General features: G+C 33.1%; 16 protein-coding genes and 1 tRNA gene. 8 read left to right on the top strand and 9 right to left on the bottom strand.

The genetic code is table 11. From position 1 onward, the window contains the following. Positions 1-5 precede the first annotated feature (5 nt). From GSY47_RS19390 to GSY47_RS19375, 4 genes are all read right to left on the bottom strand, one after another. Positions 6-494, bottom strand: a complete 489-nt coding sequence (locus GSY47_RS19390) for an IPExxxVDY family protein (protein ID WP_109191320.1) — start codon at positions 492-494, stop codon at positions 6-8. Positions 495-619: 125 nt separating this feature from the next. Then, positions 620-1,360 carry a ribonuclease III gene (rnc, locus tag GSY47_RS19385; RefSeq protein WP_219071513.1) on the bottom strand — a complete coding sequence of 247 codons (741 nt, stop codon included), beginning with the start codon at positions 1,358-1,360 and terminating at the stop codon, positions 620-622. A 9-nt stretch (positions 1,361-1,369) separates the two neighbouring features. Continuing rightward, positions 1,370-2,623 carry a beta-ketoacyl-ACP synthase II gene (gene fabF / locus GSY47_RS19380; RefSeq protein WP_179000791.1) on the bottom strand — a complete coding sequence of 418 codons (1,254 nt, stop codon included), beginning with the start codon at positions 2,621-2,623 and terminating at the stop codon, positions 1,370-1,372. A gap of 238 nt (positions 2,624-2,861) precedes the next feature. After that, the gene (locus GSY47_RS19375; protein ID WP_007137004.1) at positions 2,862-3,098 is read right to left on the bottom strand and encodes an acyl carrier protein; all 237 of its coding nucleotides are present in this window, start codon (positions 3,096-3,098) and stop codon (positions 2,862-2,864) included. Positions 3,099-3,273: 175 nt separating this feature from the next. Between GSY47_RS19375 and purN the strand changes: the two genes are divergently transcribed. Further along, positions 3,274-3,837, top strand: a complete 564-nt coding sequence (purN, locus tag GSY47_RS19370) for a phosphoribosylglycinamide formyltransferase (RefSeq protein WP_179000793.1) — start codon at positions 3,274-3,276, stop codon at positions 3,835-3,837. A 72-nt stretch (positions 3,838-3,909) separates the two neighbouring features. Then, positions 3,910-4,386, top strand: a complete 477-nt coding sequence (rnhA, locus tag GSY47_RS19365) for a ribonuclease HI (protein WP_179000795.1) — start codon at positions 3,910-3,912, stop codon at positions 4,384-4,386. 64 nt (positions 4,387-4,450) lie between these two features. On the opposite strand, the gene GSY47_RS19360 is transcribed toward rnhA, so the two are convergent. Continuing rightward, a complete protein-coding gene (locus GSY47_RS19360) occupies positions 4,451-4,798 on the bottom strand; it encodes a DUF6249 domain-containing protein (RefSeq protein ID WP_091490403.1) in 348 nt (115 codons plus the stop codon). A 308-nt stretch (positions 4,799-5,106) separates the two neighbouring features. Here GSY47_RS19360 and GSY47_RS19355 point away from each other — a divergent pair, with 308 nt between their 5' ends. The 5 genes from GSY47_RS19355 to GSY47_RS19335 all read left to right on the top strand — a co-directional run bounded on the left by GSY47_RS19355 (position 5,107) and on the right by GSY47_RS19335 (position 10,133). Beyond that, positions 5,107-5,694 carry an RNA polymerase sigma factor gene (locus tag GSY47_RS19355; RefSeq protein WP_179000798.1) on the top strand — a complete coding sequence of 196 codons (588 nt, stop codon included), beginning with the start codon at positions 5,107-5,109 and terminating at the stop codon, positions 5,692-5,694. Further along, complete coding sequence (locus GSY47_RS19350; protein WP_179000800.1) at positions 5,678-6,082, top strand: hypothetical protein; 405 nt, start codon at positions 5,678-5,680, stop codon at positions 6,080-6,082. The genes GSY47_RS19355 and GSY47_RS19350 overlap by 17 nt, the downstream gene beginning before the upstream one ends. Before the next feature lie 8 nt (positions 6,083-6,090). Further along, on the top strand, positions 6,091-7,002 hold the full coding sequence (locus tag GSY47_RS19345; protein WP_179000802.1) for an alpha/beta hydrolase family protein: 912 nt from the start codon (positions 6,091-6,093) through the stop codon (positions 7,000-7,002). A gap of 226 nt (positions 7,003-7,228) precedes the next feature. Continuing rightward, on the top strand, positions 7,229-8,152 hold the full coding sequence (locus GSY47_RS19340; protein WP_132987703.1) for a PfkB family carbohydrate kinase: 924 nt from the start codon (positions 7,229-7,231) through the stop codon (positions 8,150-8,152). Between the two features lie 82 nt (positions 8,153-8,234). Further along, positions 8,235-10,133: an amidophosphoribosyltransferase gene (locus GSY47_RS19335; RefSeq protein ID WP_179000804.1), complete on the top strand. Its 1,899-nt coding sequence runs from the start codon at positions 8,235-8,237 to the stop codon at positions 10,131-10,133. Positions 10,134-11,252: 1,119 nt separating this feature from the next. On the opposite strand, the gene GSY47_RS19330 is transcribed toward GSY47_RS19335, so the two are convergent. The 4 genes from GSY47_RS19330 to GSY47_RS19315 form a co-directional block, all read right to left on the bottom strand. Beyond that, on the bottom strand, positions 11,253-11,864 hold the full coding sequence (locus GSY47_RS19330; RefSeq protein WP_179000806.1) for a superoxide dismutase: 612 nt from the start codon (positions 11,862-11,864) through the stop codon (positions 11,253-11,255). A gap of 139 nt (positions 11,865-12,003) precedes the next feature. Continuing rightward, the gene (gene pth, locus GSY47_RS19325; protein WP_179000808.1) at positions 12,004-12,633 is read right to left on the bottom strand and encodes an aminoacyl-tRNA hydrolase; all 630 of its coding nucleotides are present in this window, start codon (positions 12,631-12,633) and stop codon (positions 12,004-12,006) included. 444 nt (positions 12,634-13,077) lie between these two features. Then, a complete protein-coding gene (locus tag GSY47_RS19320) occupies positions 13,078-13,689 on the bottom strand; it encodes a 50S ribosomal protein L25/general stress protein Ctc (protein WP_026727205.1) in 612 nt (203 codons plus the stop codon). 70 nt (positions 13,690-13,759) lie between these two features. Beyond that, positions 13,760-14,701, bottom strand: a complete 942-nt coding sequence (locus GSY47_RS19315; RefSeq protein ID WP_111378835.1) for a ribose-phosphate pyrophosphokinase — start codon at positions 14,699-14,701, stop codon at positions 13,760-13,762. A gap of 288 nt (positions 14,702-14,989) precedes the next feature. Here GSY47_RS19315 and GSY47_RS19310 point away from each other — a divergent pair. Continuing rightward, positions 14,990-15,069, top strand: a tRNA-Leu gene (locus GSY47_RS19310). Positions 15,070-15,137 lie beyond the last annotated feature (68 nt).

Genomic DNA, 15,137 nt, shown 5'->3' with positions numbered 1-15,137 from the left:
TTTTTTTAAAAAATTAGATTGTTTTTTGATTTTATATTGTCCGTATCGACAGCATAAATTGCTGCAATACTTTCGATTGTTTTTAATTTTTGTTGAATTTCTGAAAAATTAAGCGCCTCTTCGCTATTGTCTATTTTCAGGAAAAAATCGACTTTTTTAAATTCAGGAAGTAAATGAATTGTTGTCGAAACCTCACTTGTTTCATTAGAAAACAAATTCTGAAAATCATTTGTACTCACAGAAATGATTTCGTTTTTATTCTGAATTAAATTCCAGGAAACAGCTTTTTCTTCATCATAATAATAGAATCTCGAAAAATTTGCTTCTCCTTCCTTAGTTTGAGCATGGATCTCGTTTTTGCTCTTACTTAAGTTTATCGGAAGGATTTTATTGATAAAATAGGCTAATCTATAATCTTCTAATGAAGTATGAATTGCCATTAAATAATAATCAATTTCGTCAAATTCGTCTAAATCCAATTTATGAATAGCCATGTCTTGAAAAATCAAGTTGTAAATATACTATTTCTAAACGGAGCTTCAACAGTTATGACATGGTTGTTTTGTTAAATTATAAACGAAAACGTTATAGCATTGTGATACTTACAACATTTTTGCAGCTATTTCTTGTCAATTTTTTCTTGAAATGCAAAATAAGCTCTCTGTGATGCTTTTTCTTCTGCTTTCTTTTTTGAAGTTGCTCGCGCTCTTGCAACAACTTTATCATCAATACTCAATTTTACACCAAATAAACGCTGTCCGTCTATGCCATTATCTTCAAAAATGTCATAATTAAAAACTCTTTTTTCCTTCTGACACCATTCGATAACAAGACTTTTATAACTTATCACTTTTCCTTCTAGTCGAGCAATATCGACATAAGGAGTAACTACTCTTTTTTGAATAAATCGTTCACAAAAAGAATAGCCTTTATCCAAATAAATTGCACCTATTAGAGACTCAAAAATATTCCCATGAATATTTTCTCCAAAATGCTGAATCGGCACTTTACTCTCTACAAACTGCACTAGATTTAAATCTTTACCTAATTCGTTCAAATGTTCACGACTCACAATTTTTGAACGCATTTTGGTTAAATAACCTTCATCGCCATTTGGTGCTTTGTTAAATAGATGTGCAGCAATAACAGCACTTAACATAGCATCTCCTAAAAATTCTAATCGCTCATAATTAATAGGATGCCCATTAGAATCAAGTTTATTGGAAGAGCGATGCGTGAAAGCTCTCCTATAAAAATCAACATTTGATGGCGGAAAACCAAGAATTTTCTGAATAGTGTCAAAAAAAATCCCGTCTTCTAGAGAACGGGATTTAGAAAATATTTTTTTGATAATATTCATATACAGAAATTAGTCAACTAATTTTTTAAACAATACGCAAGCATTATGTCCGCCAAAACCAAATGTATTACTCATAGCAACATTTACCTCTCTTTTTTGAGGCTTGTTTAAAGTAAGGTTTAAAGATGGATCAATGTTTTCGTCAACAACTGTATGGTTAATCGTTGGAGGAACAATTCCGTTCTGCATCGCCAAGATAGAAGCAATAGCTTCGATAGCTCCGGCAGCACCAAGTAAATGTCCTGTCATTGATTTTGTTGAATTGATGTTGATATTTTTAGCATGATCTCCAAAAACTTTACTGATCGCTTTTAACTCAGCAACATCTCCTAGTGGAGTAGAAGTTCCATGAGTATTAATGTGATCTACTTGATCAGGCGTCATTCCAGCATCTCTTAAAGTATTTTCCATTACGGCAATAACTCCAATTCCTTCTGGATGTGGTGCTGTCAAGTGATAAGCATCTGATGACATTCCGCCACCACCAATTTCGCAATAGATTTTTGCACCTCTGGCTTTAGCATGTTCATAATCTTCAAGAACCAAAGCTCCTGCACCTTCTCCTAAAACGAAACCATCTCTAGTTGCATCAAAAGGTCTTGAAGCTGTTTCTGGGCTTTCGTTTCTTGTAGACAAAGCGTGCATTGAGCTGAAACCTCCCATACCAGCAATTGTAACTGCTGCTTCAGAACCTCCAGAAACAATAACATCGCACATTCCTAAACGAATGTAATTGAAAGCATCGATCAATGCATTTGCAGAAGATGCACAAGCAGAAACCGTAGTATAATTTGGTCCCATATATCCATTACGCATAGAAATATGTGCAGGTGCAATATCGGCAATCATTTTAGGGATAAAGAAAGGATTAAACTTTGGAGTCCCATCTCCTTTAGCATAATACAATACTTCATCTTGGAAAGTCTCTAAGCCTCCAATTCCTGCTCCCCAGATAACACCAACTCTTTGTTTGTTTACGTTATCATTTGTAATTCCAGCATCTTTAATAGCTTCATCACTGGCAGCAATAGCGTATTGTGCAAATTTATCTAATCGACGAGATTCCTTGCGATCCATGTAATCTTCAATATTGAAGTTTTTCACTTCGCAGGCAAATTTCGTTTTATGCTTTTCTGTATCATAATATGTTATAGGAGCCGCTCCGCTAACCCCATTCACAAGTGCGTTCCAATATTCTTGGATATTATTCCCGATAGGAGTAAGTGCACCTAATCCTGTTACAACAACTCGCCTTAATGCCATAAATATGTGTTTTGTACTTTAAACAAATAAAACCCACGCTTTCTTAACTTATTGTTACTTAAGAGCCATGGGAATTACAATAAAATATATCTTTTTTGATTGAGAATCAATCTTAATTTTAAAATTTAAAAAAATAATAACACCCGATTCTTAAAAATTTCAAATTTCAAAAATCAAATTCCAATTGGAATGTGGAATTTCAAAAAATTGGGATTTTTAGAAATCGGGTGTGGTATTATTATTTTTTTGCTTCCTCGATATAAGAAATAGCTTGACCAACAGTAGCAATGTTTTCTGCTTGATCGTCTGGAATTTGAATATCAAATTCTTTTTCGAATTCCATAATAAGCTCAACAGTGTCTAATGAGTCAGCTCCTAAATCATTAGTGAAGCTTGCTTCTGTTACAACTTCGTTTTCGTCAACACCTAATTTGTCTACGATAATCGCTTTTACTCTTGATGCAATGTCTGACATAATCTTTAATTTTAGAATTTAATTTGTTGGCAAAAATAAAAAACTTTATTTTAAAACAACTATTTAGTTTATAAATGTGACACTAATTTATAAAATTAATTTCAAGAAAGCCGTTTGAAAGCTATTTATTTTCGTTTTTTATTCCGTTTTTTGCAGTCTTAAAATAAATTCAATCATGAAAAAAATTATCGTTTTTGCCTCAGGATCAGGAACTAACGCAGAAAACATTATAAAATATTTTTCAAATACTGAAACTGCAAAGGTCGTTTCGGTTTTTACAAATAATGCTTCAGCAAAAGTTATTGACAGAGCAAAAAATCATCAAATTCCAGTTGAAATCTTCGAAAAAAACGAACTATTGGAGCGAAATGTACTACAAAAAATACAAAAAATCGACCCAGATTTGATCGTTCTTGCCGGTTTCTTACTAAAGTTTCCTGAAAACATAATTGAACACTATCCGAATAAAATAATCAACATACATCCAGCACTTTTACCCAAATATGGAGGTAAAGGAATGTACGGAATGCACATTCATAGAGCTATTGTAAACAATAAAGAGAAAGAAACCGGAATCTCTATTCATTATGTAAATGAACATTACGATGAAGGCGGTATTATTTTTCAAGCAAACGTTGCACTAACTGACCAAGACACTCCTGAAACCGTTTCAGAAAAGATTCATGAATTGGAACAAAAGCATTTTCCAGAAATCATTCATAGATTATTAGGAGAATAAAATCAAATTCAAAAATCAATTACAATTACAAAAATCATCCCGATAGCTATCGGGACTGAAATCTAAAATTAAATGAATCACGAAGTACATATATATACAGATGGCGCGGCAAAAGGAAATCCTGGAAATGGCGGTTACGGCGTGGTAATGGAATTGGTTGGCACTCCTCATAAAAAAGAATTTTACGAAGGCTTTCGCCTAACAACTAATAACAGAATGGAGCTTCTTGCTGTAATTGTGGGTTTAGAAAAATTGAAAAATCCAAACATGAAAGTGCTTGTGGTTTCGGATTCTAAATATGTGGTTGATTCCGTTGAAAAGAAATGGGTTTTTGGCTGGGAAAAAAAAGGATACAAAGACAAAAAAAATCCAGACTTATGGAAACGTTTTTTAGTTGCCTACCGAAAACATCAAGTAGATTTCAAATGGATAAAAGGCCATAACAATCATCCACAAAACGAACGATGCGATCAATTGGCTGTTATGGCATCTATGCAACCAAAACTTTCTATCGATGTTTATTACGAAACCATCGGTTCTAAAGAATAAAAAAATAACGTATCGGAAATTAAGTTCTCGATACGTTATTAAATTACTAAATAAAAAATCTTTGTTATTCTTTATCTAAATCTTTTGCTGTTTTAAATCCAGTCAAAAGTCCAATTCCTGCCATTATGAAGATAATTGAAGGATAAACTGCTCCGTCATTTAAAGACGTATAAGTTGTGATTAATAGCGCGAGAAAAATTCCAACACCGCTTCCTATTAATAAGAATGCTAGGTTTACTACAAAGATTTTCCAAGCTGGAACCCCACTTCCTTTTCCTTGCAAAAAGATACTTGCATCAACACCTTTTTCGATAAGAGCCAGACGCTCTCTATTTCTTGTGGAATAAACCAAATAAACGATCCCGAAGATCATTAAGAAAAAGCTAATTGGAATTAAAATTTTGTCGTCCATGATATTGTATGTTTTTAATTGATTGATATACCTCATATGACGAGGGTTTTAAAAATGAGGTTACAATTTTTTAGAAAAAAATTCAAAAAAACAAATTCAAAACCCCAAAACTAACTGATAATCAGTAAATTTTAACTCTAAAAAACTTTGTCAAAGTTTGAAACTTTGACAAAACGTATATTACCATATAATATGTATAATTTAAAATTTAACTCCTAATGGTCATTGAATTGGAATTTGTGATTTAAAAATTGAAATTTTTTATCAAAAACTGTAACCTAAAACAACAAATTGTCGTCCTATATAATATGAGCACAATAAATGATCAGCATTATATCGATAAAATTCTGCAGGGCGAAACCAATGCCTTTGCCGTTCTTGTGGATCGTTATAAGGATATGATTTTTACTTTGGCTCTAAAAATGGTTAAAAATCGGGAAGAAGCTGAAGAAGTTGCTCAGGATACGTTTATTAAGATTTACAATTCATTAAATAAATTTAAAGGAGAATCGAAATTTTCGACTTGGATTTATAAGATTGCTTATAATACGTGTCTGGATAGATTAAAGAAAAGCAAGAAAGAAGATTTAAATATTTCAATAGATGAATTTTCATCACATTTAATCAAAACCATGGATAATGCTTTGAGCGCTTTAGAAGAAAAAGAACGAAAGCAGACTATTCAGAAATGTTTAAATTTATTACCAAGCGATGAAAACTTCCTTTTGACTCTATTTTATTTTGATGATCAGAATTTAGAAGAAATTGGAAAAATAATGAACATATCGGCCAATAATGCCAAAGTAAAATTGTTTAGGAGCCGACAGAAATTAGCCGTAATTTTGAGACAGCAGTTAGAACCAGAAATAATAGAATGTTATGAAAGAGAGCGATAAAAATATAGAACAACTTATTGAGAAAATGATGGCTGAAGATAAACTGCAGTCGCCATCAATAGATTTTACTTCTAAAATAATGGCTGAAGTTCATGTACTAGAAGAGAAAAAACTCAAAGCATACAAACCATTAATTTCTAAACCCGTTTGGATTTCGATTGGATTGGCTATAGTGATTTTAGTAATTTATATTTCTCTTTTTTCTGTATCACAAAACGATTTTGAAATCGAGAAAGTCGGAAAATTATATTCTGATAAAATTTCGAACACTTTTTCAGGAATTCATTTTTCTAAAAATACCTTATATGCTATTTTGATTGTTCCATTTATGATTTTAGTTCAGATTGGAATTTTGAAAAATTATTTTGATAAGAAGTACCAATTATAAATTTAAAAATGAAAAATAAACCGATAATTTTCAAAAACTTTCTAAGAGTAAAAAAAACATCCACATATTCTATCTTGATATTGTTGTTTTGTATCACTGGTTACGCATCTACAATTTCACCAAACTTTACTACTAAGGAAATAAAATTTGTTAGCGAAGGAGTTTCTCTCGCTGGAACCATTTTTACGCCTAAGAACATAGAAGCAGCCATTGTGATTGTTCACGGATCTGGACAAGAAAAAAGAATGATAGACTTTGCTACAACCCTAGCCAATAATGGAATTGCAGTTTTAACGTATGATAAACGTGGAGTTGGAGAATCGGCTGGTGTATATGCCGGACCTGAGGTAGGAACCAACAATGTTGATTTCGCAAATCTAAATCTTTTGTCTTTAGACGCAAGTGCTGCTGTAAATACCTTATCTAAATCTTTATCCAATGATAAAATAGCAATAGGCTTAATAGGCGGTAGTCAGGCCGGATGGATAATTCCACTGACTGCAGAGAAAAATAAGAAAGTCAAATTCATGACAATATTTAGTGGAGCGCTTATAACCGTTAAAGAACAATTGAGATTTCAATTTTATACAAATGGAGATAGAAAATTTTGGGACACACACTCAGAAGAAGAGGCAAGAAAGCATGTATTTAATGACCCTGACAAATACGAGTTTATTGATACAAATCCTAATGAGGTTCTTTCTAAATTGTCAATTCCGGGAATCTGGATTTTTGGAGGCAAAGACATACAAGTTCCTGCGAATTTATCAATCGAATATCTTAACGCGTTAAAATCTAAAGGAAAACCTTATGAATACAAATTGTTTCCAAACTTGGGTCACAATACAGCATTTTCAAACGATGAAGAACCTATGAAAGATGCAATCGATTGGATAAAAAATAAAAGAATCACAAATTAAGACAGAAGTATCAATTGTAAATTATTCGCAATTATTTTCAAAAAACTTGCATCATAAATTCAAAAAACATATTTTAATCTCTCCAAAAAAACAATTTTAACCCATTCATTTACAATAGTATTACTTCGAAATCGTTGTCATTTTTTTAAGAAAATTTTGAGAACCTAAACCGTTGCAAGATTGTAACTTATGAAGTATCTTTGCACCCTAATTCGAAATTCATAAAATGAATAAACTATTGATTGTTGGAACAGTTGCTTTCGACGCGATTGAAACTCCTTTCGGAAAAACAGATAAAATATTAGGTGGTGCTGCAACCTACATCGGATTATCGGCATCATTTTTTAACTTGCAATCGGCCATTGTTTCTGTAGTTGGCGACGATTTCCCTCAAGAACATTTAGATCTTTTAACTTCAAAAAATATTGATATCTCTGGTATCGAAATTGTAAAAGGAGGAAAGACTTTTTTCTGGAGCGGTTTATACCACAACGATTTAAATTCTAGAGACACTCTTGTAACCGAGTTAAACGTTTTAGCTGATTTTCAGCCAAAAGTTCCTCAAAACTACAAAGATGCTGATGTTGTGATGTTAGGAAACTTACATCCATTAGTGCAAAGCAGTGTTCTAGATCAAATGGAGAAAAAACCAAAATTAGTTGTTTTAGATACAATGAACTTTTGGATGGACTGCGCTCTTCCAGAATTATTAGACGTTATCAAACGTGTAGATGTTATTACAATCAATGACGAAGAAGCAAGACAGCTTTCTGGCGAATATTCATTAGTAAAAGCGGCTTCTAAAATCCAAGATATGGGACCAAAATATGTGGTGATTAAAAAAGGAGAACATGGAGCACTTTTATTCCACAATAGAGAAGTATTCTTTGCACCAGCTTTACCATTAGAAGAAGTTTTCGATCCAACTGGAGCGGGAGATACTTTTGCAGGTGGTTTTTCAGGATTTATTGCACAGAGTGAAAATATCTCATTTGGAAACATGAAGAATGCAATTATTTACGGTTCAAATTTAGCTTCGTTCTGCGTAGAGAAATTTGGAACCGAAAGGATGGAAAATTTAAGCAAAGCCGAAGTAGCGATTCGATTACAGCAATTTAAGTCGTTAACTCAGTTTGACATAGAAATATAATGCCTAAGAGCCTCGATAAAACGGGGCTTTTTTATTACGTTAATACACACAACTTACAACAACACACAAATAACAAAAAACAATGAGCGACGCTTTAAAACACGAATGTGGTATAGCCTTAGTTAGACTACTAAAACCGCTTGAATATTATAAAGAAAAATACGGAACTGCTTTTTACGGAATTCAGAAGATGTATTTAATGATGGAAAAACAGCATAACCGCGGACAAGACGGAGCTGGTTTTGCAAGCATTAAACTGGATGTTGAACCTGGACAACGCTACATTAGCAGAGTTCGTTCTAATCATTCACAACCTATTCAAGATGTTTTCAAACAAATCAATGAGCGTGTTAGTGAAGAGCTAAAAGCACATCCTGAATTGGGAGATAATATGACAGAACTAAAAGCAAACATTCCTTATGTAGGCGAATTGTTTTTAGGTCACGTTCGTTACGGCACTTTTGGAAAGAACAGCATCGAAAGTGTTCACCCATTTTTACGTCAAAGCAACTGGATGCACCGTAACTTGATTTTGGCAGGAAACTTTAACATGACCAATGTTAAAGAACTTTTCGAAAATCTTGTTGAATTAGGACAGCATCCAAAAGAAATGGCAGATACTGTTACAGTAATGGAAAAAATTGGTCATTTCTTAGATAAAGAAGTAATGCAATTATACCAAGATTGTAAAGCCGAAGGATATTCCAAAAGAGAAGCTTCTCCAGTTATTGCTGAGCGCTTGGATATTGGTAAAATATTAGCTCGTTCAGCCAAAAACTTAGATGGAGGTTATGCTATGGCTGGTTTATTAGGTCATGGTGATGCTTTTGTTTTTAGAGATCCGGCAGGAATTCGTCCAGCATATTTTTATCAAGATGATGAAGTTGTTGTCGTAGCTTCTGAAAGACCAGTTATTCAAACTGTATTTAATGTACCTTTTGAAAGTGTTCAAGAAATCGATCCAGGAAATGCTTTGATTATCAAGAAAAGCGGAAAAGTTTCGATGCAGCAAATCTTAGAACCAACGGTTAAAAAAGCATGTTCGTTTGAAAGAATTTATTTCTCAAGAGGAAGTGATGCTGAAATCTATCAAGAACGTAAAGATTTAGGAAAATTAATTCTACCAGCTGTTCTTAAAGCAATTGACAGCGATACAGATAATACTGTTTTCTCTTACATTCCAAATACAGCCGAAACTTCTTTTTATGGTTTAGTTGAAGCGGCTCAGGATTTCTTAAACCAAAGAAAAAACAATTATATTTTAGAAAATAGAAATACGCTTACTGCAGATACTCTTCAGGAACTTTTAGCTGTAAAAATACGTACAGAGAAAGTAGCCATTAAAGATGCTAAACTTAGAACCTTTATAACTGAAGACAGCAGTCGTGATGATTTAGTAGCTCACGTTTACGACGTTACCTACGGCGTAATTAAACCTGAAGATAATTTAGTAATTATCGACGATAGTATTGTTCGTGGTACTACATTGAAAATGAGTATCATTAAAATGATGGATCGTTTAAAACCAAAACGTATTGTAATCGTTTCATCTGCTCCACAAATTCGTTACCCAGATTGTTACGGAATTGACATGGCAAAATTAGAAGGTTTAGTTGCTTTTAGAGCAGCACTTGCTTTATTGAAAGAAAGAAACCTTTACCATATTGTAGACGAAGTTTATGCTAAATGTAAAGCACAAGAAAATTTCTCAGATACTGATGTTGTAAATTATGTAACAGAAATTTACGATCAATTTACAAATGAGGAGATTTCAGATAAAATAGCCGAAATGTTAAGCTCTCCTGAGATCAATGCTGAAGTGAAAATTATTTTCCAAACTGTAGAAGATCTTCACGTAGCTTGTCCTAAAAATTTAGGTGACTGGTACTTCACTGGAGACTACCCTACTCCAGGTGGAAATCGAGTTGTAAACCGTGCTTTTATGAATTTTTACGAAGGAAAAGACGCTCGAGCTTATTAAAAAAGTATTAACAAAAGGTTAATTTGTGCATTTCATCGGTTTTTTTTGCCGTTCATCCTGTTTGTTTGGTAAAATTGAAAAGCTACAATACTTTTGAGATACCATAACATTAGTAGGTTAAGTTTATGGTAGATTTGGGGCAAAAAGGGTGGAAGCAATTCCACCTTTTTTATTGGAATAAACTCAAATATTTCTACAACAACATATTACATTCTCTTCATCGGAAATTCTTGCTTTTTATCTGAAAACTTTTTTTCAATTAAATACTTACTTTACATTTACTAAACCATAACATTAGTAGGTTAAGTTTATGGTAGATTTGGGGCAAAAAAGGCGGAATCTCTTCCGCCTTTTTTATTTTCTTTTTTAGAAGAAAAGAATATAGAACTGAGAATATAGATTGTTTCTTTAAAAGAAAAAAAAAGCAAAACTTCCCTTCTTTCTATAACCAAAAATCTTTATTCTATTTTCTTTATTCTATACTCTGCAGATTATCATCTTAAATATTTTTCCTTTAACAGGACAAGATCATAAAGTACACTCCATTTATCGGATATACTTACTTTTCATCCGAAATGTTTTTTTCACAATAATTACTACTATACCTTTACTAAACCATAACATTAGTAGGTTAAGTTTATGGTAGATTTGGGGCAAAAAAGGCGGAATCTCTTCCGCCTTTTTTATTTTCTTTTTTTAGAGAAAAGAAAATAGAACTGAGAATATAGATTGTCTCTTTAAAAGAAAAAAGCAAAACTTCCCTTCCTTTCTATAACCAAAAATATTTATTCTATTTTCTTTATTCTATACTCTATAAATTATCATCTTAAATTTTTTTCCTTTAAAAGGACGCGATCATAAAGTATATTCCATTTATCGGATATACTTACTTTTCATCCGAAATGTTTTTTTCACACTAATCACTACTATACCTTTACTAAACCATGACATTAGTAGGTTAAGTTTATGGTAGATTTGGGGCAAAAAAGGCGGAAGAGATTCCGCCTTTTTTATTTCTTTTTTTTAGAGAAAAGAATATAGATTATAGACTAAAATTTTGGACATAAAAAAAGACGAACCTATGGCTCGTCTTTTTTCTATATTCTATGCTCTATTTTCTTATTTGTCTAAAGCAAATCTTCTAGCCACTTCTGTCCAGTTAATTACACTGAAAAAAGCTTCGATGTAATCTGGTCTTCTGTTTTGGTAGTTTAAGTAGTAAGCGTGCTCCCAAACATCCATTCCTAAGATTGGAGTCCCACCATTACCAGCAACTTCCGGCATTAATGGATTATCTTGATTTGGAGTACCTACAACTTCTAATTTCCCTCCTTTTTGAACTGTTAACCAAGCCCATCCAGAACCAAACTGTGTTGCTCCAGCTTTAGCAAATTTTGCTTTAAATTCATCAAATGATCCGAAAGAAGCTTCGATTGCTGCTAATAAATCTCCTGTTGGCAATCCTCCTCCGTTTGGAGACATTACTGTCCAGAATAAATTGTGGTTGTAGAAACCTCCACCATTGTTACGAACTGCTGCGTTAGATTTATCTAAGTTGATTAAGATATTCTCAATTGTTTTTCCTTCTAAATCTGTTCCAGCAATTGCCGCGTTAAGATTTGTAGTATAAGCATTGTGATGCTTTGTATGATGGATTTCCATTGTACGTGCATCAATATGTGGTTCTAATGCATCGTATGCATAAGGTAATTGTGGTAATTCAAAAGCCATGGTATTACGATTTTTATGGTTTATAATAATTTATCCCAAATTTAGACATTTAACTTTGGAATTGAAAATACTATTTCGTTATAATTGAATTTAATTCATTGATAATTTACATTTTTACAATATAAACATCTGAAAATCTTTATTTTCCATTAAAAGTAGTCATTGTGTTTTCTAAACCGGCAGTTCCAAAAGTTCTAATAATTTCTGCTGAAGTCTCTAAACGTTCTGGAAGTTTTGCTTCTTCTTCAGCATTCCATTCTCCTAAAACATAATCAATCTGCTGCCCTTTTTTAAATTGATCACTGATACCGAATCTATAACGGGTATAATTTTGTGTATTTAAAACCAAATTGATGTTTTTCAAACCGTTGTGACCGCCGTCACTCCCTTTTGGTTTGATTCTAATAGTTCCAAATGAAAGATTTAAATCGTCTGTAATGACTAGAATATTCTCTAAAGGTATATTTTCTTTGTCCATCCAATATTTTACGGCTTTTCCACTTAAATTCATGTAAGTGTTTGGTTTTAAAAGAAAAAAAGTTCTTCCTTTAAACTTATATTCTGCTAATGAGCCTAGTTTTACGGTTTCAAAAGAAAGCCCTTCTTTTTTAGCTAAAAAATCCAGCACTTTAAATCCGATATTATGTCTGGTGTTTACGTATTCGGCTCCTATATTTCCTAAACCTACGATTAAATATTTCTTCATATTGTCTTCTATGTTCTCTTCTTTTGGTGTTGATGAAAACAGTTTTGTTATCCATTTTATCATTTGACAAAAATAGGACTAATTATTTTTAACCGCAAAGAGCGCGAAGGATTTACGCAAAGGACACTAAGAAATAACACACGGATGACACTGATTTGCTATCGCAAAAACGCTGATCTACACGGATTTTATTATAATCATTTACAAAAGTATTTGTCGATGATTATGTTGATTATCTCTTAAAACCCGAGAATCACAAGAACTTACAATCTTATGAAAAAGATTTTTTCTTGCTAGCCCTGACAGAAGCGGCATCCTTTTTATCCGCTTTTTAGCGGATGAAAAGATATAGCGGATGGCAGGAATGTCACGTCTTCTGAAAACGAGAAGTTTCTGCTTCTAAAAAAATAACCAAAAATCTTAGCTCCTTAGAACCTCAGCATCTCAGATCCTCAAAAAAAAAGCCCCAATCGAAAGATTGAGGCTTTTTGTATAGTTTGAAAAAAATTATTTTTTCTTTCCTTTTGCAGGAGCTTTTGCAGCTTTTGCAGCTTCTTGAGCAGCTTTCATAGCAGCACGAGAGATTCTTACTTGACAAACAACAGTGTTGTCTGGGTGCATAATTTTGTACTCTGGTTTTCCAACTTTAGTAACGTATAATTTGTTACCCATTTCAAGTGGAGTAATGTCAGCTTCAACAAAATCAGGAAGATTTGCTGGTAAAGCTTTAACTTTTAATTTACGTTGGTTCAAACGTAAAACACCTCCCGCAAGAACACCTTTAGATGTACCAACGATTTTTACAGGAACTTCCATTGTGATTTCTTTGTCATCAAATAATTGGAAGAAGTCAATGTGTAAAATTTTGTCAGTAACTGGGTGAACTTGGATATCTTGCAAAATTGCATTGAATGATTTTCCTTTTCCAAGCTCAATCACAACTGTGTGTGCGTTTGGAGTGTAAACCAAGTTTTTGAACGCTGCAGCGTCTGCTGAGAAGTGTACTGCCTGATTTCCTCCGTATAACACGCAAGGAACCGCTCCAGCATTACGTAAGGCTTTAGTTGACACTTTGCCCACGCTTTCTCTTTCTGATCCTTTAATTGTAATCGATTTCATTGTAAAAAAATATAGTTATTAAATAAATATTCTTGTTTAAAAAATGCTATAAATGCTTTTTGAGCAGTTATTACATTATAAATTTTCCACTGATGGAATTGTTGTGGTGAACCATTTGCATAACCTCAGCAAATAAAGGCGCACAGCTTACCACTTTTATTTTCTTTGATTCTTTCTTTAATGGAATAGAATCGGTTACGATTAACTCAGTTAATTTTGAGTTCTCGATTTTTTCGTATGCACCGCCAGATAAAATAGCGTGTGTACAAATTGCTCTTACACTTAGCGCTCCTTTTTCGATCATTAGGTCTGCCGCTTTCGCTAATGTTCCTCCTGTATCGATCATGTCGTCTACTAAGATTACGTTACGTCCTTTTACTTCGCCAATAAGCTCCATAGTGTCGATAACGTTGGCTGCTTTTCTTTGTTTGTAACAGATTACTACATCTGATTCTAAAAACTTAGAGTAAGCATATGCTCTTTTTGAACCTCCCATATCTGGAGATGCAATAGTTAGATTTTCTAAATTTAAACTTTCTACGTATGGTAAAAAGATGGTAGATGCAAATAAATGATCTACTGGTTTTTCGAAGAATCCTTGAATTTGATCTGCATGCAAATCCATTGTCATGATTCTTGTTGCTCCTGCAGCAGTTAGCAAATTTGCTACTAACTTCGCTCCAATCGGCACTCTTGGTTTGTCTTTTCTATCTTGTCTTGCCCAACCAAAATAAGGCATAACAGCTGTAATATGTCTTGCTGATGCACGTTTTGCAGCATCAATCATTAACAACAATTCCATCAGATTATCTGCACTTGGAAAAGTTGAACATACGATAAATACTCGTAAACCTCTGATTGATTCTTCGTAAGATGGCTGAAATTCTCCATCGCTATACGTTGACATCGTTACTTTTCCTAACGGAATCCCGTAGTCTTTTGCAATTTTTTCTGCAAGATAAACACTTTGTGAACAAGCAAAAATTTTAGCTTCTGGTTCTAGGTGCGACATTGTAATGTGTTGTTTTATTCCGTTATACTTATATAATTTGACTTTATCTTTTTCAGTAAAGCAAAATCAACATAAATATCTCGGATGTAGTTAGTTGTGTGTGCTTCGTTTTAACGAGCTGCAAATTTATAAAATTTATTGAACACTGAAAGCAAAAAATTAAGTATTTTTAGTAGTTGGTTTAAATTTATTTTTTACATTTGCACCGTGTTAAAGGAACGACATCATTTTTGATTTTGTTCTATTGCGTTAAAGTAATGGTTTTATCATTATTTTTTCGTCTGCTAAGCCCGGATGGCGGAATTGGTAGACGCGCTGGTCTCAAACACCTGTGGGAAACCGTGCCGGTTCGACTCCGGCTCCGGGTACAAAACCTCTTCTTAACAGAAGAGGTTTTTTTATGTTAAAAACTCTTTATTTCGTAATAAAAAAACCA

The organism is Flavobacterium quisquiliarum, assembly GCF_019308285.1.
Taxonomy (GTDB): Bacteria; Bacteroidota; Bacteroidia; order Flavobacteriales; family Flavobacteriaceae; genus Flavobacterium; species Flavobacterium quisquiliarum.
Note: the sequence above shows the minus strand (reverse complement) of the source record. Positions and strands in the feature narration are given on the sequence as shown.

Excerpts from the sequence above, each read along its gene's own strand:
- fabF (WP_179000791.1), bottom strand. The coding sequence starts at position 2,623 with ATGGCATTAAGGCGAGTTGTTGTAACAGGATTAGGTGCACTTACTCCT.
- rnc (WP_219071513.1), bottom strand. The coding sequence starts at position 1,360 with ATGAATATTATCAAAAAAATATTTTCTAAATCCCGTTCTCTAGAAGAC.
- GSY47_RS19330 (WP_179000806.1), bottom strand. The coding sequence starts at position 11,864 with ATGGCTTTTGAATTACCACAATTACCTTATGCATACGATGCATTAGAA.
- GSY47_RS19315 (WP_111378835.1), bottom strand. The coding sequence starts at position 14,701 with ATGTCGCACCTAGAACCAGAAGCTAAAATTTTTGCTTGTTCACAAAGT.
- purN (WP_179000793.1), top strand. The coding sequence starts at position 3,274 with ATGAAAAAAATTATCGTTTTTGCCTCAGGATCAGGAACTAACGCAGAA.
- GSY47_RS19320 (WP_026727205.1), bottom strand. The coding sequence starts at position 13,689 with ATGAAATCGATTACAATTAAAGGATCAGAAAGAGAAAGCGTGGGCAAA.
- GSY47_RS19360 (WP_091490403.1), bottom strand. The coding sequence starts at position 4,798 with ATGGACGACAAAATTTTAATTCCAATTAGCTTTTTCTTAATGATCTTC.
- GSY47_RS19345 (WP_179000802.1), top strand. The coding sequence starts at position 6,091 with ATGAAAAATAAACCGATAATTTTCAAAAACTTTCTAAGAGTAAAAAAA.
- GSY47_RS19350 (WP_179000800.1), top strand. The coding sequence starts at position 5,678 with ATGAAAGAGAGCGATAAAAATATAGAACAACTTATTGAGAAAATGATG.
- rnhA (WP_179000795.1), top strand. The coding sequence starts at position 3,910 with ATGAATCACGAAGTACATATATATACAGATGGCGCGGCAAAAGGAAAT.
- GSY47_RS19340 (WP_132987703.1), top strand. The coding sequence starts at position 7,229 with ATGAATAAACTATTGATTGTTGGAACAGTTGCTTTCGACGCGATTGAA.
- GSY47_RS19355 (WP_179000798.1), top strand. The coding sequence starts at position 5,107 with ATGAGCACAATAAATGATCAGCATTATATCGATAAAATTCTGCAGGGC.
- GSY47_RS19390 (WP_109191320.1), bottom strand. The coding sequence starts at position 494 with ATGGCTATTCATAAATTGGATTTAGACGAATTTGACGAAATTGATTAT.
- pth (WP_179000808.1), bottom strand. The coding sequence starts at position 12,633 with ATGATAAAATGGATAACAAAACTGTTTTCATCAACACCAAAAGAAGAG.
- GSY47_RS19335 (WP_179000804.1), top strand. The coding sequence starts at position 8,235 with ATGAGCGACGCTTTAAAACACGAATGTGGTATAGCCTTAGTTAGACTA.
- GSY47_RS19375 (WP_007137004.1), bottom strand. The coding sequence starts at position 3,098 with ATGTCAGACATTGCATCAAGAGTAAAAGCGATTATCGTAGACAAATTA.